Source organism: Pseudomonas sp. 300 (assembly GCF_055803035.1).
Map to the genome: position 1 here is coordinate 110,812 of NZ_JAVLRV010000002.1, position 20,980 is coordinate 131,791.

General features: G+C 60.8%; 17 protein-coding genes and 1 pseudogene. 9 read left to right on the plus strand and 9 right to left on the minus strand.

What is annotated here, in order from left to right; genetic code table 11:
- The 9 genes and pseudogenes from Q7W83_RS06580 to gap all read right to left on the minus strand — a co-directional run.
- Nucleotides 1-697 (minus strand): methyl-accepting chemotaxis protein (locus Q7W83_RS06580; protein ID WP_473657590.1); only part of this gene is annotated, 697 nt, incomplete at its 3' end.
- Nucleotides 698-847: 150 nt separating this feature from the next.
- Nucleotides 848-2,080: pseudogene (locus tag Q7W83_RS06585) on the minus strand (methyl-accepting chemotaxis protein); the annotation flags it as partial.
- Nucleotides 2,081-2,281: 201 nt separating this feature from the next.
- Entirely contained in the window at nucleotides 2,282-2,677 is a 396-nt protein-coding gene (locus tag Q7W83_RS06590) for a YbaN family protein (protein ID WP_150654099.1), read from the minus strand.
- A 163-nt stretch (nucleotides 2,678-2,840) separates the two neighbouring features.
- Nucleotides 2,841-3,443 (minus strand): biliverdin-producing heme oxygenase, encoded by a 603-nt coding sequence (locus Q7W83_RS06595; protein ID WP_473655817.1) that lies wholly within the window; start codon nucleotides 3,441-3,443, stop codon nucleotides 2,841-2,843.
- Between the two features lie 115 nt (nucleotides 3,444-3,558).
- On the minus strand, nucleotides 3,559-6,150 hold the full coding sequence (locus Q7W83_RS06600) for a TonB-dependent receptor (protein ID WP_150654101.1): 2,592 nt from the start codon (nucleotides 6,148-6,150) through the stop codon (nucleotides 3,559-3,561).
- A gap of 122 nt (nucleotides 6,151-6,272) precedes the next feature.
- A complete protein-coding gene (locus Q7W83_RS06605) occupies nucleotides 6,273-7,238 on the minus strand; it encodes a FecR family protein (protein ID WP_150634030.1) in 966 nt (321 codons plus the stop codon).
- 82 nt (nucleotides 7,239-7,320) lie between these two features.
- Nucleotides 7,321-7,839 carry an RNA polymerase sigma factor gene (locus Q7W83_RS06610; RefSeq protein WP_150634029.1) on the minus strand — a complete coding sequence of 173 codons (519 nt, stop codon included), beginning with the start codon at nucleotides 7,837-7,839 and terminating at the stop codon, nucleotides 7,321-7,323.
- Between the two features lie 77 nt (nucleotides 7,840-7,916).
- Nucleotides 7,917-8,381: a methylglyoxal synthase gene (locus Q7W83_RS06615; protein ID WP_150634028.1), complete on the minus strand. Its 465-nt coding sequence runs from the start codon at nucleotides 8,379-8,381 to the stop codon at nucleotides 7,917-7,919.
- 140 nt (nucleotides 8,382-8,521) lie between these two features.
- Nucleotides 8,522-9,523 carry a type I glyceraldehyde-3-phosphate dehydrogenase gene (gap, locus tag Q7W83_RS06620; protein WP_150634027.1) on the minus strand — a complete coding sequence of 334 codons (1,002 nt, stop codon included), beginning with the start codon at nucleotides 9,521-9,523 and terminating at the stop codon, nucleotides 8,522-8,524.
- Between the two features lie 220 nt (nucleotides 9,524-9,743).
- Between gap and edd the strand changes: the two genes are divergently transcribed.
- The 9 genes from edd to Q7W83_RS06665 all read left to right on the plus strand — a co-directional run bounded on the left by edd (nucleotide 9,744) and on the right by Q7W83_RS06665 (nucleotide 20,897).
- Nucleotides 9,744-11,570, plus strand: a complete 1,827-nt coding sequence (gene edd, locus Q7W83_RS06625) for a phosphogluconate dehydratase (protein ID WP_150634026.1) — start codon at nucleotides 9,744-9,746, stop codon at nucleotides 11,568-11,570.
- Nucleotides 11,567-12,517 (plus strand): glucokinase, encoded by a 951-nt coding sequence (locus Q7W83_RS06630; RefSeq protein ID WP_150639971.1) that lies wholly within the window; start codon nucleotides 11,567-11,569, stop codon nucleotides 12,515-12,517. Before edd ends, Q7W83_RS06630 begins: the two co-directional genes overlap by 4 nt.
- A gap of 173 nt (nucleotides 12,518-12,690) precedes the next feature.
- A complete protein-coding gene (locus Q7W83_RS06635; protein ID WP_150634024.1) occupies nucleotides 12,691-13,422 on the plus strand; it encodes a response regulator in 732 nt (243 codons plus the stop codon).
- Nucleotides 13,412-14,881: an ATP-binding protein gene (locus Q7W83_RS06640; protein ID WP_150634023.1), complete on the plus strand. Its 1,470-nt coding sequence runs from the start codon at nucleotides 13,412-13,414 to the stop codon at nucleotides 14,879-14,881. The genes Q7W83_RS06635 and Q7W83_RS06640 overlap by 11 nt, the downstream gene beginning before the upstream one ends.
- 234 nt (nucleotides 14,882-15,115) lie before the next feature.
- Complete coding sequence (locus Q7W83_RS06645; RefSeq protein ID WP_150634022.1) at nucleotides 15,116-16,375, plus strand: D-mannose isomerase; 1,260 nt, start codon at nucleotides 15,116-15,118, stop codon at nucleotides 16,373-16,375.
- Nucleotides 16,376-16,492: 117 nt separating this feature from the next.
- A complete protein-coding gene (locus Q7W83_RS06650; RefSeq protein ID WP_150634021.1) occupies nucleotides 16,493-17,800 on the plus strand; it encodes an ABC transporter substrate-binding protein in 1,308 nt (435 codons plus the stop codon).
- Between the two features lie 185 nt (nucleotides 17,801-17,985).
- The gene (locus Q7W83_RS06655) at nucleotides 17,986-18,894 is read left to right on the plus strand and encodes a carbohydrate ABC transporter permease (protein WP_150634020.1); all 909 of its coding nucleotides are present in this window, start codon (nucleotides 17,986-17,988) and stop codon (nucleotides 18,892-18,894) included.
- A complete protein-coding gene (locus Q7W83_RS06660) occupies nucleotides 18,887-19,732 on the plus strand; it encodes a carbohydrate ABC transporter permease (protein WP_064679357.1) in 846 nt (281 codons plus the stop codon). Before Q7W83_RS06655 ends, Q7W83_RS06660 begins: the two co-directional genes overlap by 8 nt.
- Before the next feature lie 4 nt (nucleotides 19,733-19,736).
- Nucleotides 19,737-20,897 (plus strand): ABC transporter ATP-binding protein, encoded by a 1,161-nt coding sequence (locus Q7W83_RS06665; RefSeq protein WP_150634019.1) that lies wholly within the window; start codon nucleotides 19,737-19,739, stop codon nucleotides 20,895-20,897.
- Nucleotides 20,898-20,980 lie beyond the last annotated feature (83 nt).

Sequence of the window (20,980 nt, forward strand, 5' to 3'; positions counted from 1 at the left end):
TGCTGATGTGCGCTGATTCGGTGGCCTGGCCGGTCAGGGTCTCGGTGACGGTGCGGATCGCCGAGACGTTGCGGTTGACCTCTTCGGCCACGGCGCTTTGCTGTTCGGCGGCGCTGGCGATTTGCAGGTTCATGTCGCTGATCACGGTGACCGCGTCGCTGATTTTGCTCAAGGCTTGCACCGCTTGCTGGATCTGTCCGGCGTTGCTGTGGGCCTGGGACTGGCTCGAATGCATGGTGGCGACCACGCCGCGGGTGCCGGTCTGGATGCGCTCGATGACGATGCGGATCTCTTCCACCGAGTCTTGCGTGCGTTTGGCCAGGTTGCGCACTTCATCGGCCACCACCGCAAAGCCGCGACCGCTTTCCCCGGCACGGGCGGCTTCGATCGCGGCGTTCAGCGCCAGCAAGTTGGTCTGCTCGGCGATGCTGCGGATCACTTCCAGCACCGAACCGATCTGCTCGCTGTTGACCGCCAGCGCTTCGACTTCGGTCACGGCTTTACTGACTTCGTCAGCCAGATGATTGATGTCGCGGGTGCTGCGTTCGATGATCGACATGCCGTCGCGGGCCGATTGATCTGCACCTTTGGCCGCGTTGGCCGCGTTCGAGGCGCTGTTGGCGACTTCATGAGCCGTGGCGCTCATTTCGTTGGACGCGGTGGCCACCTGGTCGATTTCGCGGAACTGCACCTGCATGCCTTCGCTGGTCTGACGGGCGATTTCCGAAGACTGATCGGCAGTGCCACGGGCGTCGGTGATGCTCTGTTTGATCTGCGCGATGGTCGGTTGCAGCTTGTCGAGGAAGCGGTTGAACCAGCTGACCAGTTCGCCCAGTTCATCTTTCTTGCTGTAGTGCAGACGCTGCGTCAGGTCGCCGTCGCCACTGGCAATCGCCTTGAGCATCTCGGCCACGCTGTTGATCGGCCGGGTCACGCCCGAGGCGGTGAGCCAGATCAGCAGCAGCCCGAGGAGACCGGCAGCGACCGCCACAAGTACCGCTTTGATCGTGCCGCTTTGCTGGGCGTCATCGAGCACCGCTTGCAGCTTCACCGAGTCGGCCAGCAGTACTTGTTTCGGCAGGTCGATCACTACGCCCCAGGCTTTGGAATCGCTGATCGGGCTGACCGGGTACACCGCACGAATCAAATCACCTTGTTCAAGGATTTTCGGTGCGCCACCGCTGAGCAATTGCAGGACATCCTTGCCTTCGGCGCCCAGGGTGTCGCCGATACTTTTGCCGACCTTGCTCGCGTCGACGCTGTAACCGGCGAGCACGCCGCTGCCGGAGACAATCAGCATGTGCCCGGCGCTGTTGAACAGGTCTCGCTGGGAATCGACCGCCGCTGCCTGCAGGGCGTCGAGGGCGATGTCCACACCGACCACACCGATGGCTTTGCCGTCCACCAGCAGCGGAACGGAAATGGTGGTCATCAGCATTTCCTTGCCGCCGACGGTATCGGCATACGGGTCCAGCAGGCAGGTGCGCTTGCTGTCGCGAGGGCAGGTGTACCAACTGTTGTAAGGGGTGCCGCTGAGGCTCAAGGTGGTTTTGGTCATGTCGGCTTCGACCATGATTGTGTTGATCCCGGCACCACCGGCGCGGCTCCAGTAACTGGCGAAACGACCGGCTTCGTTGGACTGGCGAGCCGCATCATTGGCGAACTCGCTGTCCTTGCCGTCCAGCCCGTTGGGTTCGAACGCCGCCCAGATTCCCAGCACCTTGCTGTTGCGATCGAAGGCGGTTTTCAGGCTCTGGTTCAACTCTTCACGCAGGGCACCGGCCTCAAGCGAACGCTTGGCGGCCATGTTGCGCATGTCCTTGATCTGGTCCGCCAGGGCAGTCGCCACCAGCAGACTTTCGCCGAACGTCTTCTGCACCCGCACCGCCTGCTCGGCGGCCTTGGCCTGAAGCAGGTCCTGCACGCTGTCGGTGAGCATTTTGCGGCTGGAGGCGCTGACCAGTTCATCGTTCTGGTTGGTCTGGTAGAAATTCATGCTGACGATCAGGACAACCACACCCAGCAGGCAGAGACCGGAGAGCAGAACGATTTTCAGGCGGATGGACAGAGAGTCGAACATAGGACGAACTCGCGAATGAATGAGGTGTTGGCTGTGAGTCGAGGTCGACCCGGTTCGCCAAATCCATTCAGCGCCATTCACTGCACATCGGCGTGGGGCGGGGATGCATGATGGTGGCTCCGACGAACGGTCATGGTTGAACGTTTGCGCGGAAAAATGTGCCGAAAAGCGGTGTAAAACGGGGGAAAATCGCGGTGTTGGTCAGGAGGCGGTCGGCATTGATTCCGGGCGTGACCAGATCCACAGATTGCCCAGGCTCATGCCGGCGATGGCGAGATAAACCGGCCAGCCGTGATCGAGCATCATCAGCATCAACCCGGCGCACAGCAGCATGCTCACGGTGGCACTGACCTTGGCCCGACGGGCGACGATCTTGCCATTGCGCCAGTTGCAGAGGATCGGACCGAACAGCCGATGGTTTTCCAGCCAGGCACTCAGGCGCGGCGAACTCCTGGTCGCGGCCCAGGCGGCGAGCAGAATGAACTCGGTGGTCGGCAGCCCCGGCACGACGATGGCGATCAGGCCGATGGCGAGGCTGATGTAGGCCAGAAGGCCGAACAGGATACGGGCGAGTTTCGAGGAGCGGAATTGAGGCATAGGCTCAAGAGTGTGCGTCGAGGAAAGGATTAAATTCTTGCAGATGGGCGCTGTCCCGTGTGGGAGCGGGCTTGCCCGCGATTGCGGTGGGTCAGACAACATCTATGTCGACTGATGCTCCGTAATCGCGGGCAAGCCCGCTCCCACAGGGGGATGTGTTCGGTCAGGCTGGTTCGGTGGCGTAGGCCTGTTCGAGCAACACGGTGAAGCGGTTGAACGCATTAATTGCGCCTTTATCCAGTTCCGCTTCTTCCTGGGCCGTGAGTTCCAGGCCATCCAGGGTTTTGACGAAGCTTTTCCAGCCTTCAGCGCGGCCACCGGCCGGTTCACCGAGGTGACGGGCGCCGAAGGTTTCGCTCAAGCCCAAGCCCACTGCGCGCTTGATCAGGAACGCTGCGCCAAGCTTCGAGCCTTCGGAAACAAACAACCAACCCAGCGCTTCGGCCTTGGTCGGATTCTTCACGGCACCCGCGACGGGCGCCGGCACTTCGGTTTCCAGATCGGCCAGGTCAGCCTTGGCCGCTTCGGCACGGCAGCGTGCCGCCAGATCCGGAACGATGGCGATCAGTTCGGCATCGTTGTACAGCCCCACCAGTTCCGACTGGAACAAATACTGCGCAACCACGAAACGGGCGAAACTGGCCTGGGTTTCGAACGGTGCGTGGGCTTTGACCAAGGCGTCGAGTTTGGTGTGTGGCTCGTTCGTGATCTGGTTCAAACGTTGCGAACGCAAAGCTCGGCGTTGAGCAGTGTCCTGGGTAGTCATGAGAAATCCTTGAAGAAAAGAGGCGCTTGGTAACGAGACGAACAAGAAGACGCCTGAGCGTAAAAAAACCTCACTGTGCGGCTCTATAAAAAGCCGCGCAGCGAGAGGGGCAGGATCAGATGTCCCAGACCAGGTTGACCGCAAAGTTGCGACCCGGCTGAGTCAGGCGATCCAGGTTGGCCGGGCTGATGACCGAAGCCTCGCCGACGCCGTCGTAGCCGCGCACGTCATCCCACAGCCAGTACTTCTTGTCGGTCAGGTTGTAGACCCCGGCGCTGACAGTCACGTCGTCGGTCACTTTGTAGAAACCGGTCAGGTCCAGAACGCCGAAACCCGGCGATTTGAACTGGTTGCTGACACCGTCCGGCGATTTGAATTTGGTGTCGTCGACGCGATCCTTCTTCTTCACCAACGTCCAGCTGAGCAAACCACCGTAGTTGTCCTGGTCGTAACCGAGGCCGAACACGCCGGTCAGCGGGTTGACACTGTTGATCGGTTCACCGTTGTCGTTGTTGCGACCGTAGGCGTAGGCCACCGAGCCTTGGGTATACAGCCCTTGTGGCGCGCCGAACACGTCGAGGTTCAGACGTCCCTTGACCTCTGCGCCCTTGATCGTGGCGTGCTTGATGTTGGCGCTCTGGAAGGTCAGTTCGTCGTAACCCGGGGTGATGGCGTCCTCTTCTATGAAGTCGCGGTACTTGTTGTAGAACACGGCCACATCAAAGGAGCCGGATTCGAATTGACCGCGCAGCCCGGTCTCGAAGCCTTTGCTGGTTTCCGGCTCAAGGTTCGGATTCGGTTCCACGTGATATCCGGTGGTGGTGTTCTCGAAGCGCCCGAACAACGCCTTGGCGGTCGGCGTGCGGAAACCTTCGGCGTACTGGCCGTACCAGGTGTAGTGGTCGGTCAGGGCGTAGGTCAGGCCGAATTTCGGCGACACGCGGTGCCAGGTCTTGGTGTCGTCACTGACGGTGCCGCCAGGGGTAGCCGCCACCGTATTCATGAATTCCTGGGTGATGTGCGGCTTGAGCTGGGTGTAGTCGTAGCGCACGCCCGGCAGGAAGGTCCATTTGTCCCAGCTGATCTGATCCTGGGCAAACAGGCTGTAGGTGTTGACGGTTGGGTCCGGGAAGTCGCTGGATTTTTTCAGGACATCCAGTGGACTGACGGCGCCGACGACGCGGCAGGTGCCAAATGGCTGGTAGCAGGTGCCGTTGCCGCTGCGCGAACCGGTGACTTTCTGTTGCTTGATCGTGGTGCCGTAGGTCAGCAGGTGTTCGGTGTCGGCAATGCTGAAAGCCTTGTCCAGTTGTGCGTCGAATACCCACTGCTTTTCTTCGTAAAGGGTTTCCCGGGTACGCAGCACTTTGCGCGAGAACGGGAAGTAGAACTCTTCGGTGCTCTGGTCAGTCTTCGCCACCTGATGGTTCAGGCTCCACTTGACGTTGTCCACCAGCAGGCTGTCGAGGGCAAAGCGGTGTTCCAGGCCGAAGCGCTCGCGAGTGATGGTGTCGTTGCCGGTGCGCCACTGGTACATGCCGCCGGGCAGCGCACTGTTTGAAACGGTTGGTGCGCCCTGGAAGTAAGGACCGCCGTAGGCACTTTTCTGATCGGTGTCGCGATCGTCCTTGTACTTTTCATACGTCAGGCCCAGGCGTGAATCTTCGTTGTAGTTCCAGCCGATCTTGGCCAGCACGTTGGAAGTACGCACGTCTTCCGGGTTGGCGGCGGTACGCGCAAGGCCTGTGCCGTTGTTGCTGCCGTAGGATTCGGTTTCGTGTCCGTCGCGCTGGCTGTAATGCAGCAAGCCATCGAACTGGTCGGCGCGGCCGGCCACGGTGGCGGACTTCAGCCAGCTGTCGTCGGCGGAGCTGTAGCCGGTTTTCAGACGGGCGCCGACGTCTTTGCCGGGCTTGATAATGTCGTCCGGGTCGAGGGTGAAATAGCTGACTGCGCCACCGATGGCGTTGCTGCCGTAGAGCACCGAGGCCGGACCGCGCAGGATTTCGACGCGCTTGATGATTTCCGGGTCGACGTAGTTGCGCTGGGTCTTGGCGTAAGGACCGTTGAAAAAGTCGTTCGGAACTTCGACGCCATCGACCTGGGTCAGAATCCGGTCACCGTCGATGCCGCGGATGTTGTAGCCGCTAATCCCGCCGCGCTGGCCGGCGCCGCCCACCGAAACACCCGGTTCGTAACGCACCAGATTCTTGATGGTATTGACGTTGTTGCGGTCCAGCTCTTCGCGGGTGTGAACGGTGACGGTGCCCGGCACGCTTTCGACGCTTTGTTCCTGGCGGGTGGCGCTGATGGTCACCTGCTGCAGGTTGAGGGCGCCGCTGCTCAGGCGCTTCTCCAGGACGATGTTGTTGTTGCCCAGTTTGCGATAGCTCAGGTTGGTCCCCACCAACAGGCGATCCAGGGCTTTCTCCGGCAACAGGGACCCGCGCACGCCCGGCGAGGCCACGCCTTGCCCGAGTTCTGCCGGCAAACCGACCTGCCAGCCCGTCACGGCGGTAAAGGCATTGAGTGCCGAGACCAGCGACTGTTGCGGGATGGCGAACGCATAATCGCCCATGTTGCGCGCCGGCTGCTCGGCGGCGGTGGCGGCCAAGAGCGGCGCGCTGCCGGCCATGAGAATGGCGGCGGTCAGCAGCGAGAGCACGCGGGAAGGTGAAGAGGAGTGGCGGGTAAGGCGAGAGGACATCGATAGCGCTCCGTGTCGCACGAATCTTTATAGGTGCTGATTGGCATCCGGAGATGCGAATCAATTGCATTGGCTATAACGAGACGTATGGGCTTCCGCTATCGAGTAAAAATAATTCTCATTTAGTTCAGGATCACCAGCGCGGGGAATTCCTGGAGCCGTGCCGAGGTGATGTGCGCCAGCGAGCGGACTACGTCCAGCGGCTGGTCGAGACGGTAATTGCCGGTTACGGCTACGTCCGCCAACTGTTCGTTGGTGTTGATGATCCAGCCAGGGTAGTAGCGTCGCAGCTCTGCCAGCACCTGGCTCAACGGGCAGTTCTCGAACACCAGTCGGCCCTGGACCCAGGCCAGGTCGGTCGCGGCATCGAGCTTGGCGGGCCGGTCGAAACCGTTGGGCCCGATGCGGATGCTCTCGCCGGCGGACAAGCGGATCCGCGCGTCGTCGCGAGTCGCGCGTAAATCGACATCCCCGCGCTGCACGCGAACCTGGGTCACGCCATCGAGGTAACGCACGGTGAACGCCGTGTCGTGCACGCTGGCCTGCACCGGGCCGGCATCGATTTCCAATGGCTGGCCGAGATGGGCCGGCACGTCGAAAAACGCTTCGCCCTGATACAAGCGGGCGACACGCCGTTGATCATTGATGGTGCTGGAGAATGCTGAATTGGTATTGAGCAGGACCTTCGAGCCGTCCTCCAGTTGCAGGCGCTGACGTTCACCGACCACCGTCAGGTGATCGGCCTGGAGACGCAGCGGCAGGTTGCTGAAACTGAACAGGCCGAGGATCAACACGGCAGCGGTGGCCAACGGTTTCCAGTGCGGGCGCAGGCGGGACAGCACGGTGACCTTGGGTGGCAGCGCGGCCAGGTGTTGCGCGCATTGCACAACTTGCGGGCCGTCCCAGATGGCCTGGGCCTTGGCGAACGCTTGCGCATGCAAAGGGTCGGCGTCCAGCCATGCCTGGAACTGGCGAGTCTGTTCTTCGCTCGGACTGCCCAACACGATCAGCCAGTCCAAAGCCTGGTCCATCGCGCTTGCGGCGTCCCGCGCCGGGGAGGGCGGAGGGGAGCGGTGGGTGTCCGTCACGGTGTTTCCTCGGCAGTGTCTTTGCACGGCTGTTTTTTTAGTGAAGCTTGAAAGTGGGCAAGGGTAGCAAAGCGTGGCGTGCTCAGTCGCCGTTTAACCGCTCGGCGACACCGATGCAGATGGCCATGATCAGCTTCAACTCCTTTTGCACGGTGCTCAACGACACACCGAGTTTCTCGGAAATCTCCAGATAGCTGTGCCCGTGCAGGCGACTGAGGATGAAGATCTGCTGCTGGCGGGCACTGAGTTCACCGAGGCTCACGTTCAAACGCTCCAGCAATTGTTCGGCATGGGCGGCGTCCTCGGCACTGCTGGCGGGAGCGGCGATACTTTCCACCACGTCCGGCGGGACGTCGTCGAGCATCGTGCGGGACTGAATGCGCCGCGCACGCAAATGGTCCAGCGCCAGGTTGCGGGCGGTCTGGAAAACGAAGGGTTCAAGGTGATCGATGGCGCGCTCGCCGAGGGCTCGGGTCACGCGCAGGTAGGTCTCCTGCAGGAGGTCTTCGGCGGTGCTGTGATTGTTGACCATCCGCTCCAATGTGCGCAGCAACGAAACCCGCTGGGCAATGAAGACGTGATTGAAGCGCGATTGACTCACGGGATAACCTGATCCATTTCGAGCGAATGATAATGCTTATCATCCTCTTGAGTGGTCAAGTATTGATTTGTGAAGGTTTATGCTCGGCCCAGCAAATAAGTCGCGTAATCAGGGATGCGCTGTGAGTGAGCCTGCTCCATCAGCGGACTGCTGAGCAGATAGTCGGCGCTGCATTCGTTGCAGGCCACCGGGATGTTCCAGACCGCCGCAACCCGCAGCAACGCCTTGATGTCCGGGTCGTGGGGCTGTGGTTCGAACGGGTCCCAGAAGAACACCAGCATGTCGACCCGCTGTTCGGCGATTCGCGCGCCGAGCTGCTGATCGCCGCCCAATGGGCCGCTGATCATGCTTTCCACCGGCAGGTCGAGGCGTTGTTGCAACAACAACCCCGTGGTGCCTGTGGCGACCAGTTCATGTTGCGCGAGCTTGTCTTTGTGCCGCTCGGCCCATTCCAGCAAAAACACCTTGCAGTGGTCATGGGCGACCAGGGCGATACGCTTGCGCGCCGCCACGGTCTTTTGCGTGAAGCTGATACCGATCATGGGTTGTTCCGCTGGTAATTGACCGACGATGGCGATCTCGGGGACACCGCAAATCCTGTAGGAACCGGCTTGCCGGCGATGGCGATCTTGAGGACGCTATCGCAGGCAAGCCAGCTCCTACAGGGCTGTGCAGGGCGAACTTACTCGGCGTTGCACAGCGCCAGGCAGTTATCGAGCATGCGGTTGGAGAAGCCCCATTCGTTGTCGTACCAGGCCAACACCTTCAGCAGTTTGCCGCTGGATTTGGTGTGGTTGGCGTCGAAGATCGACGACAGCGGGTTGTGGTTGAAGTCGCTGGAGACCAGCGGCAGGGTGTTGTAGCCCAGAATCTTCGAATGCTGGCTGGCTTCTTTCAGCAGCGCATTCACCTCATCGGCCGACGCTTCGCGCTTGAGCTGTACGGTCAGGTCTACCAGCGACACGTTGATCACGGGAACGCGCACGGCCATCCCGGTCAGCTTGCCCGCCAGTTCCGGCAGCACCAGGCCGACCGCTTCCGCTGCACCGGTCTTGCTCGGGATCATGTTCTGAGTGGCCGAACGGGCGCGGTACGGGTCGGTGTGGTAGACGTCGGTCAGGTTCTGATCGTTGGTGTAGGCATGAATCGTGGTCATCAGGCCGCTTTCGATGCCCAGTTCGCGGTGCAGCACCTGAGCCACCGGCGCCAGGCAGTTGGTGGTGCACGAGGCGTTGGAAATAATCTGGTGGGATTGGCGCAGTATGTCGTGGTTAACCCCATAAACCACGGTGGCGTCGGCGCCTTTGGCCGGGGCCGAGATGATCACTTTCCGTGCGCCGGCCGTAATATGCGCAGCGGCTTTGGCCCGGTCGGTGAACAAACCGGTGCATTCGAAGACGACGTCGATTTTTTCAGCGGCCCAAGGCAGTTCGGCCGGATTACGAATGGCGCTGACGGAAATACGGTCGCCGTTGACGGTCAGGCTTTCCTGGTCGTGCTGCACATCGGCATCGAACGTGCCGTGAACAGTGTCGTACTTGAGCAGATGAGCGTTGATCGAGCTGTCACCGAGATCGTTGATGGCAACGATCTGCAGGTCCTGACGGTAGCCCTGGGTATACAGTGCGCGCAGGACGTTGCGGCCGATACGGCCAAAACCATTGATTGCGATTCGAAGAGTCATTTAACAGGGCCGCCGTCGTTTTGTTGTTGGAATTACAAGATTATTCGCATAAAAATAGAAAACAAGCCTTTTTAATGGCAATATTTTGTTCAATCTACAACGAGCGACCTGAATCAACTGGTCCGAATGATCAAGAAAGCCGTCTGTCATCCCATCAACAACGGCGCTTGTTCAGCATAGACAATCAGGTCGCCACATCCGTTAGCCTGGAGTTCAACACATGCATCCCCGCGTCCTTGAGGTCACCGAACGGCTTATCGCCCGCAGCCGCGCAACCCGCGAGGCTTACCTTGCGCTCATTCGCGGTGCGGCCAGTGACGGTCCGATGCGCGGCAAGCTGCAATGCGCCAACTTCGCCCACGGCGTGGCCGGTTGCGGCACCGAGGACAAGCACAGCCTGCGCATGATGAACTCCGCCAACATCGCGATTGTTTCGTCATATAACGACATGCTCTCTGCGCATCAGCCGTACGAAGTCTTTCCCGAACAGATCAAAAAAGCCCTGCGCGAAATCGGCTCCGTCGGCCAGTTCGCCGGTGGCACCCCGGCCATGTGCGATGGCGTGACCCAAGGCGAGCCGGGCATGGAACTGAGCCTGCCGAGCCGTGAAGTGATCGCGCTGTCCACCGCGGTTGCCCTTTCCCACAACATGTTCGACGGCGCGCTGATGCTCGGCATCTGCGACAAGATCGTCCCGGGCCTGATGATGGGCGCGCTGCGTTTCGGTCATCTGCCGATGATCTTCGTGCCGGGCGGGCCGATGGTCTCGGGCATCTCCAACAAGCAGAAAGCCGATGTGCGCCAGCGCTATGCCGAAGGCAAGGCCAGCCGCGAAGAGCTGCTGGAATCGGAAATGAATTCCTATCACAGCCCCGGCACCTGCACTTTTTACGGCACCGCGAATACCAACCAGCTGCTGATGGAAGTCATGGGTCTGCACTTGCCGGGCTCGTCTTTCGTCAACCCGAACACGCCACTGCGCGATGCCCTGACCCGCGAAGCGGCGCATCAAGTGACGCGCCTGACCAAACAGAATGGCAACTTCATGCCGATCGGCGAAATCGTCGATGAGCGTTCGCTGGTCAACTCCATCGTGGCACTGAACGCCACCGGCGGTTCGACCAACCACACCTTGCACATGCCGGCCATCGCCATGGCCGCGGGTATTCAACTGACCTGGCAGGACATGGCCGACCTCTCTGAAGTCGTGCCGACCCTGAGCCACGTCTACCCGAACGGCAAAGCCGACATCAACCACTTCCAGGCCGCGGGCGGCATGTCGTTCCTGATCCGCGAACTGCTGGAAGCCGGGCTGCTCCACGAAAACGTCAACACCGTGCTGGGCCACGGCCTGAGCCGCTATACCCAGGAACCATTCCTCGATAACGGCGAACTGGTCTGGCGCGAAGGCGTGACCGACAGCCTCGATGAAACCATCCTGCGCCCGGTCGCGCGTGCGTTCTCGCCTGAGGGCGGCTTGCGGGTGATGGAAGGCAACCTCGGTCGCGGGGTGATGAAAGTCTCGGCAGTGGCACTGGAAAACCAGATCGTCGAAGCACCGGCGATGGTGTTCCAGGATCAGCAGGATCTGGCCGATGCGTTCAAGGCCGGTTTGCTGGAGAAGGATTTTGTCGCGGTGATGCGCTTCCAGGGCCCGCGCTCCAACGGCATGCCGGAACTGCACAAAATGACGCCGTTCCTCGGCGTGCTGCAGGATCGCGGCTTCAAAGTCGCGCTGGTGACTGACGGGCGCATGTCCGGCGCCTCGGGGAAAATCCCGGCGGCGATTCACGTCAGCCCTGAAGCGTATGTGGGCGGCGCTTTGGCGCGCGTGCAAGAGGGCGATATCATCCGCGTCGATGGCGTCAAAGGCACCCTGGAGCTTAAGGTGGACGCCGCCGAATTCGCCGCGCGCGAACCTGCCAAGGGCTTGTTGGGCAACAACATTGGCAGCGGTCGCGAGCTGTTTGGTTTCATGCGCATGGCCTTCAGCTCCGCAGAGCAGGGCGCCAGCGCCTTTACTTCTGCCCTGGAGACGCTTAATTGAAACTGGCTTTGGTCGGTGACATCGGTGGGACCAACGCACGTTTCGCGTTGTGGAAAAACCAGCAGCTGGAATCGGTCCAGGTGCTGGCGACGGCGGACCATGCCAGCCCGGAAGAGGCGATTGCGCTCTACCTGAGCGGGCTCGGTCTGGCGTTGGGTTCGATCGGTTCGGTGTGCCTGTCGGTGGCCGGCCCGGTGAGCGGCGATGAATTCAAGTTCACCAACAATCATTGGCGCCTAAGCCGCAAAGCGTTTTGCCAGACCTTGCAGGTCGATCAACTGCTGCTGGTCAACGACTTCTCGGCGATGGCGCTGGGCATGACCCGTTTGCAACCGGGCGAATTCCGCGTGGTTTGTGAAGGTACGCCGGAGCCATTGCGACCGGCGGTGGTGATCGGCCCTGGCACTGGCCTGGGCGTTGGCACTTTGCTTGACTTGGGCGAGGGCCGCTTCGCCGCGTTGCCGGGCGAGGGCGGTCACGTCGATTTGCCGTTGAGCAGCCCGCGGGAAACTCAACTGTGGCAACACATTTTCAACGAGATTGGGCATGTCAGCGCTGAAACAGCGTTGAGCGGCGGCGGCTTGCCGCGAGTCTATCGGGCGATTTGTGCGGTGGACGGGCATGAGCCGGTGCTTGATACCCCGGAATCGATCACCGCCGCCGGTCTGGCGGGTGATCCGATTGCCCTCGAAGTGCTGGAGCAGTTCTGCTGCTGGCTCGGTCGCGTGGCCGGCAACAACGTGCTGACCACCGGTGCACGCGGTGGTGTGTACATTGTTGGCGGGGTGATTCCACGGTTTGCCGATTTCTTTGTCGAAAGCGGATTTGCCCGGTGCTTTGCCGACAAGGGCTGCATGAGCAATTACTTCAAGGGAATACCGGTTTGGCTGGTGACGGCGCCGTACTCCGGCCTTGTCGGCGCGGGTGTGGCGCTCGACCAGGCTTGAAACCGAGCCGACTGCATCTCGGGCAAGCCCGCTCCCACAGGATTGGTAACATTTTCAGAATGTGAACAAGACCTGTGGGAGCTGGCTTGCCAGCGATGGAACCCTCACAGACACATGGATTCACGATCGATCAGGCATAATCCGCCCAATTCAAACAACAAGGACGCCGCCCCGTGAGCTCAGTCAACAAGTCGATTTTGTTGGTCGATGACGATCAAGAGATACGCGAGTTGCTGGACACCTACCTGACCCGCGCGGGTTTCCAGGTGCGTACCACGCCCGACGGCGCCGGTTTCCGCCAGGCGTTGAACGAGGCGCCGAGCGATCTGGTGATCCTCGACGTGATGCTGCCCGACGAAGACGGCTTCAGCCTCTGCCGCTGGATTCGCCAGCACCCGCGTCAGGCGCAAGTGCCGATCATCATGCTCACCGCCAGCTCCGACGAAGCCGACCGCGTCATCGGCCTGGAGCTGGGCGCCGACGACTACCTCGGCAAACCCTTCAGCCCCCGCGAATTGCAGGCGCGAATCAAAGCCTTGTTGCGTCGTGCGCAATTCGGTCAGGAACGATCCGGCAGTGAAGTGCTGGCCTTCGACGACTGGCGCCTGGACGTGGTCAGTCATCGGCTGTTCCACATCGACGGCGAAGAAGTGATTCTCTCCGGCGCCGATTTCGCCCTGCTGAAACTGTTCCTCGATCACCCGCAGGAAATCCTCGACCGCGACACCATCGGCAATGCCACCCGTGGCCGCGATCTGATGCCGCTGGACCGGATCGTCGACATGGCGGTCAGCCGTTTGCGCCAACGCCTGCGCGACACGGAAAAACCGCCGCGACTGATTCGCACCGTGCGCGGCAGCGGTTATCAGTTGGCAGCCAATGTGGTTGCCAGCAATGGTCACTGAGGTTTTGCGCAAGCTCGCGGCAAAGGTTCCGGTTCCGCGTTCGCTGCTCGGGCGGATGTTGCTGCTGACGCTGCTGGCGGTGTTGTTCGCCCAGGCGTTGTCGAGCGTGATCTGGGTCTCGCAACTGCGCGCCACTCAGCTGGAAGGCCTGGTCACCAGCGCCCGCAGCCTCGCGCATTCGATGACCGCCAGCGTCAGTTATTTTCGCTCGTTGCCGGTGGCGTTCCGGCCACTGGTGCTTGACCAGTTGCGCAGCATGGGTGGCACCCGTTTCGTGGTCACCCTCAACGACAAACCCTTGGGCATGCAAGTGCTGCCGGTCACCCCGCGTAAAGAGGCGGTGCTCAAAGCCGTGGACGAAGTGCTGCGCCAGTCGCTGGGGCAGGACACCGATATCTCGGTGACCTTCGTCAGTCCCGAAGACCTGCGGATCTTCAATGGTGGCCTGAAACTCGACGAGCTGCCGCGTTCCTGGGCGCATTACGCGTTGACGCTGGAACCGGTAAATCCGCCGGTGCTGGTCACGCAAATCCAGATGGCGCCGGGCGAGTGGTTGTACATCGCCTCGCTGTTGCCCGAGCCCTACACCAGCCTTGAAGAGCAAGGCCTGCCGGCGCAGCAAGTCTGGTTCATCGTCCTCACCAGCGGCTTTTTGTTGTTGTTCATCGGCCTGCTGGTGCATTGGCAAAGTCGTCCTCTCAAGCGCTTGGCGCGGGCGGCGCGGGACATGTCCCTCGGTGCTGAGGTCGAGCCGGTGGCGGAGGGCGGCGGCAGTGAAGTGGTCGAAGTGGGGCGCGCCTTCAATGCGATGCGCGAACGTATCAGCCGTTACCTGACTGAACGCAGCCAGTTGTTCAGCGCGATCTCCCATGATTTACGCACGCCGATTACCCGCTTGCGACTGCGTGTCGAATTGCTCGAAGACGAAAAGCTGCAAGCCAAGTTCGGTCGTGATCTGGATGAGCTGGAGCTGTTGGTCAAAGGCGCGTTGCAATGCGTGAAAGACACCGATATTCACGAAAACATCGAACAGGTGGACCTCAATCATGTGCTCGATTGCCTGGTGGAGCCGTATCTGGCGCCCAATGGCAATGGTCGCGTGACCCAGCAGGGCCGGGCGCTGGCGGCGTATCCCGGCAAGCCGCTGGCGCTCAAGCGCTGCATCGGCAACCTGATCGACAACGCCTTGAAGTACGGGCAGAACGCGCACCTGCACATCGATGACGACGAGAATGCGTTCGTCCTGCATGTCGATGACGAAGGGCCGGGCGTGCCGGAGCAGCGGCTGGAGCAGGTGTTCGAGCCGCACTTCCGTCTGGCCGGGCAGCAGCAGGGGTATGGGTTGGGGTTGGGAATTGCGCGCAACATTGCCCATAGCCATGGCGGGGAAGTCAGCCTGCAAAACCTGCGTGAAGGTGGATTGCGGGTGACGTTGCAGTTGCCGCGTAGTGTTGAATAGTCAGACCGCGTCGAGGCCATCGCGGGCAAACCACGCTCCCACAGGTATCGCATCGGCCGCGAGAACACCGCAGGACCTGTGGGCGCGGGCTTTCCCGCGATGGCGTCAGATCTATCAACACATTTTTCGAAATGAATGTCACAACTCGGTGACATAACTCGCCCCCTTCGTTACAAGCCCGCCACCGCCCGTTGTTTAGACTGCCCGCAGTCATAACAACAAAAAAGGCACCCCATGGACACCTTCCAACCCGCCTTCAGCAGTTGGCTGAACGCACCGGCCCATCAGCAATGGCTCGCCGCCGAAGGTCTGCGCCTGCTGGCGTTTGCCAAGGCGTCGAAGCTCCCTGAAGGCTTTGGCAATCTCGATGAAAAAGGCCGGCTCCCGGCCAACGCCCATGCCGAAACCATGAATACCGCGCGCATGACCCACAGCTTCGCCATGGCGCACATCCAGGGTCTGCCGGGTTTCGCCGAGCTGGTGGATCACGGCATCAACGCCCTCCGTGGCCCTTTGCGTGACGCCGAACATGGCGGCTGGTTCGCCGCCGCGCATGCTCTTGACGACAACACCGGCAAAGCGGCGTACCTGCACGCGTTCGTCGCCCTGGCCGCCAGTTCCGCCGTGGTCGCGCAACGTCCCGGCGCGCAAGCCTTGCTCGATGACGCAATCAACATCATCGACACGCATTTCTGGAGCGAGGAGGAGGGCGCGATGCGCGAATCCTTCAACCGCGACTGGCGTGAAGAGGAACGTTATCGCGGCGCCAACAGCAACATGCACGCCACCGAAACCTTCCTCGCGCTGGCCGATGTCACTGAAGACAACCGTTGGTTGTGTCGCGCGCAACGGATTGTCGAGCGTGTAATTCATGGTCACGCCGCCGCCAACGACTACCTGGTGGTCGAGCATTTCGACCGCGACTGGCAGCCGTTGCGCGAGTACAACCACGACAACCCGGCGGACGGTTTTCGCCCTTACGGCACCACGCCGGGTCACGGCTTCGAATGGGCGCGACTGCTGCTGCACCTCGAAGCCGCGCGGGTACAGGCCGGAATGCTGACGCCGGGCTGGCTCGCCACCGACGCGCAAAAACTCTTCGAGCATAACTGCCGTCACGGCTGGGATGTCGACGGGCTGCCCGGGATTGTCTACACCCTCGATTGGGACAATCGGGCGGTGGTTCGCCATCGTTTGCACTGGACCCATTGCGAGGCCAGCGCCGCCGCCAGCGCGCTGCTTAAACGCACCGGAGAGGCGCAATACGAACGCTGGTACCGACTGTTCTGGGAATTTTGTGACAGTCATTTTATCGATCGCTGCGATGGCAGTTGGTACCACGAACTCGATCCGCAGAACCGCCCGAGCGCTGATATCTGGGCCGGTAAACCCGACCTCTATCATGCCTGGCAAGCCATTCTGATTCCGCGCCTGCCGCTGGCGCCAAGCATGGCCAGTGCCTTGGCGAGCTCGTCCCAGAGCGGTTCTATGTAACCATGCGGTGACATTCACGCGTCCCTTCGTTACCTGCGAGGGGATGACTCCTGTTTAAAATCCAATGCAGCGCAAGCACCAGACTTGCATGCATAACAACAAGAAAGGTACTTCTAGATGAATGCGATTTCTCGCCTCGCTACTGTCGTTTCTCTCGCGTCGCTGCTTCCCCTCAGTGCATTTCCCCTCAGTGCCCTTGCCGCCGATTCCAAAGGTTCAGTGGAAGTTGTTCACTGGTGGACGTCGGGTGGTGAGAAAGCAGCGGTCGATGTCCTCAAGGCTCAGGTCGAAAAAGACGGCTTTACCTGGAAGGACGGCGCAGTCGCCGGTGGTGGCGGTTCCACGGCCATGACCGTACTGAAAAGCCGTGCAGTCGCCGGTAACCCACCGGGCGTTGCCCAGATCAAGGGGCCGGACATCCAGGAGTGGGGCAGCACAGGCCTGCTCAGCACCGACACCCTGAAAGACGTCGCCAAGTCGGAAAAGTGGGATGAGCTGCTGTCGAAGAAAGTCTCCGACACCGTCAAGTACGAAGGTGACTACGTCGCCGTTCCGGTGAACATTCACCGTGTGAACTGGCTGTGGATCAACCCGCAAGTGTTCAAGAAAGCCGGCATCGACAAAGCCCCGACCACCCTCGAAGAATTCTACGCCGCCGGCGACAAGCTCAAAGCCGCCGGCTTCATCGCGCTCGCCCACGGTGGCCAGCCTTGGCAGGACAGCACCGTGTTTGAAGACGTGGTGCTCTCGGTCATGGGCGCCGATGGTTACAAAAAAGCACTGGTAGACCTGGATCAGAAAACCCTCTCGGGTGCCGAGATGACCAAGTCGTTCACCGAGCTGAAAAAACTCACCGGCTACATGGACCCGAACCGCGCCGGTCGTGACTGGAACATCGCTGCCGCCGACGTCATCAACGGCAAGGCCGGTATGCAGATGATGGGCGACTGGGCGAAAAGCGAATGGACTGCGGCGAAGAAAGTCGCCGGCAAGGACTACCAGTGCGTGCCGTTCCCTGGCACCGAAAAAGCTTTCACCTACAACATCGACTCGATGGCTGTATTCAAGTTGAAAGCTGATCGCAAGGGCGACATCGCCGCCCAGCAAGACCTGGCCAAAGTTGCATTGGGCACGGACTTCCAGAAAGTCTTCAGCATCAACAAGGGTTCGATTCCGGTTCGCACCGACATGCTGAACGAGATGGACAAGCTCGGTTTCGACGCCTGCGCTCAAACCGCCGCCAAGGACTTCCTGGCGGACGAGAAGACCGGCGGCCTGCAACCGAGCATGGCGCACAACATGGCCACTTCCCTGGCTGTGCAAGGCGCGATCTTCGACGTGGTCACCAACTTCATGAACGACAAGGATGCTGACCCGGCCAAGGCCGCTGCCCAACTGGCGTCGGCTGTCAAAGCTGCCCAGTAAACCCTGACACAACCTGTTCCCGGGTGGAATGGGATTGTGTGGGAGCGGGCTTGCCCGCGATGCACGCGACTCGGTTTTAACTTCGATCCGTGTCGATGCCATCGCAGGCAAGCCAGCTCCCACAGGGTCCAGCTACCACCAGGGATCACCGTGTCGATTCATTTCTCTTCACCTGGATTATCCCGATGAGCTCTGTGGCGGTTTTCAGCAAAGCCTCACCGTTCGATGCGCTGCAACGCTGGTTACCCAAGTTGGTACTCGCGCCAAGCATGCTCATCGTGTTGGTTGGTTTCTACGGTTACATCATCTGGACATTCGTACTGTCCTTTACCAATTCCAGCTTCATGCCGAGCTACAAGTGGGTCGGCCTGCAGCAATACATCCGCCTGATGGACAACGATCGCTGGTGGGTCGCGAGCAAGAACCTCGCGCTCTTCGGCGGCATGTTCATCGGCATCAGCCTGGTGTTGGGCGTGTTTCTCGCGGTGCTGCTGGACCAGCGCATTCGCAAGGAAGGCTTCATCCGCACCGTTTACCTGTACCCGATGGCGCTGTCGATGATCGTCACCGGTACCGCGTGGAAATGGCTGCTCAACCCAGGCCTGGGCCTGGACAAAATGCTGCGTGACTGGGGCTGGGAAGGCTTCCGTCTCGACTGGCTGGTGGATCAGGATCGCGTGGTTTACTGCCTGGTAATCGCCGCCGTGTGGCAAGCCTCCGGGTTTGTGATGGCGATGTTCCTGGCCGGTCTGCGCGGTGTCGATCAATCGATCATCCGTGCCGCGCAAGTCGACGGTGCGAGCCTGCCGACCATCTATTTGAAGATCGTCCTGCCGAGCCTGCGCCCGGTGTTTTTCAGCGCCTTCATGATCCTCGCGCACATCGCGATCAAGAGCTTCGACCTGGTGGCGGCGATGACCGCGGGCGGTCCTGGCTACTCGTCCGACCTGCCGGCGATGTTCATGTATTCCTTCACCTTCAGCCGTGGCCAGATGGGCATTGGTTCGGCGAGCGCCATGCTGATGCTCGGTGCCGTGCTGACCATCCTCGTGCCGTACCTGTACTCCGAATTGCGAGGCAAACGCCATGAGTAATCAACTTGGCAAACCCGCCTTGAGTTTCAGCCGCGTCGCCATCTACGCCACGCTGCTGCTGGCCGCTGCGGTCTATCTGATCCCGCTGGTGGTGATGCTGCTGACCAGTTTCAAGACCCCGGAAGACATCCGCACCGGCAACTTGCTCAGCTGGCCGCAAGTGATTGACGGTATCGGCTGGATCAAGGCCTGGGACAGTGTCGGCAGCTATTTCTGGAACTCGGTGAAAATCACGGTGCCCGCTGTCCTGATCTCCACCTTCATCGGTGCAATGAACGGCTACGTGCTGTCGATGTGGCGCTTCCGCGGTTCGCAACTGTTCTTCGGCCTGTTGCTGTTCGGCTGCTTCCTGCCGTTCCAGACGGTGCTGCTGCCAGCCTCGTTCACCCTCGGCAAGATCGGCCTGGCCAACACCACGACCGGTCTGGTGCTGGTGCACGTGGTCTATGGCCTGGCGTTCACCACGCTGTTCTTCCGCAACTACTACGTGAGCATTCCGGATGCGCTGGTCAAGGCGGCTCGCCTGGATGGCGCGGGCTTCTTCACGATTTTCTGGAAGATCCTGCTGCCGATGTCGATCCCGATCGTGATGGTCTGCCTGATCTGGCAGTTCACCCAGATCTGGAATGACTTCCTGTTCGGCGTGGTCTTCGCCAGTGGCGATGCGCAGCCAATCACCGTGGCCCTGAACAACCTGGTCAACACCAGCACCGGGGCCAAGGAATACAACGTTGATATGGCCGCCGCGATGATCGCCGGGCTGCCGACACTGCTGGTCTACATATTCGCTGGCAAGTATTTCCTGCGTGGGCTGACGTCCGGCGCGGTCAAGGGGTAGAAACATGGCAACTCTCGAATTACGCAACGTCAACAAAACCTACGGCGCCGGTTTGCCGGACACCCTGAAAAACATCGAACTGAAGATCGATGACGGTGAGTTTCTGATTCTGGTCGGCCCGTCGGGCTGTGGTAAATCCACGCTGATGAATTGCATCGCGGGACTTGAAACCATCAGCGGCGGCGCGATCCTGGTGGATGACGCTGACATCAGCGGCATGAGCCCGAAAGATCGCGACATCGCCATGGTGTTCCAGTCCTACGCGCTGTACCCGACCATGAGCGTGCGCGACAACATCGCTTTCGGCCTGAAGATTCGCAAAATGCCCACTGCCGAAATCGACGAAGAAGTCGCCCGCGTCGCCAAGCTGTTGCAGATCGAGCACCTGCTGAGCCGCAAACCCGGTCAGCTCTCCGGTGGTCAGCAACAGCGCGTGGCGATGGGCCGTGCCCTGGCGCGGCGGCCGAAGATTTACCTGTTCGACGAACCGCTGTCCAACCTCGACGCCAAGCTGCGCGTCGAGATGCGTACCGAAATGAAACTGATGCACCAGCGCCTGAAAACCACCACGGTTTACGTGACCCACGACCAGATCGAAGCGATGACGCTGGGCGACAAGGTGGCGGTGATGAAGGACGGGATCATCCAGCAGTTCGGCACGCCGAAAGACATCTACAACAACCCGGCCAACCTGTTCGTCGCGAGCTTCATCGGTTCGCCGCCGATGAACTTTATCCCTCTGCGTTTGCAGCGCAAGGACGGACGCCTGGTGGCGCTGCTCGACAGCGGTCAGGCGCGTTGCGAATTGCCGTTGGGCATGCAGGACGCCGGCCTGGAAGACCGCGAAGTGATCCTCGGCATGCGCCCGGAGCAGATCGTGCTGGCGGGCAGCGAGCCGAACGGTTTGCCGACCATTCGCGCCGAAGTCCAGGTCACCGAGCCGACCGGTCCCGACACGCTGGTGTTCGTCAATCTCAACGACACCAAAGTCTGCTGCCGCCTGGCGCCGGATGTCGCACCGGCCGTGGGCGAGACCCTGACGCTGCAATTCGATCCATCGAAAGTGTTGCTGTTCGATGCCAAGACCGGGGAGCGCCTGGGGGTGGCCGGTCTGCCTAAAACCGAAGTGCACAGCGCCAACGTGACCCAGTTCAAGGGCCGCTGAAGATCAAAGGTGGGAATGGGGTTGTGTGGGAGCTGGCCTGCCAGCGATAGCATCAAATCGGTTCGACGTTAAACCGAGTCGTT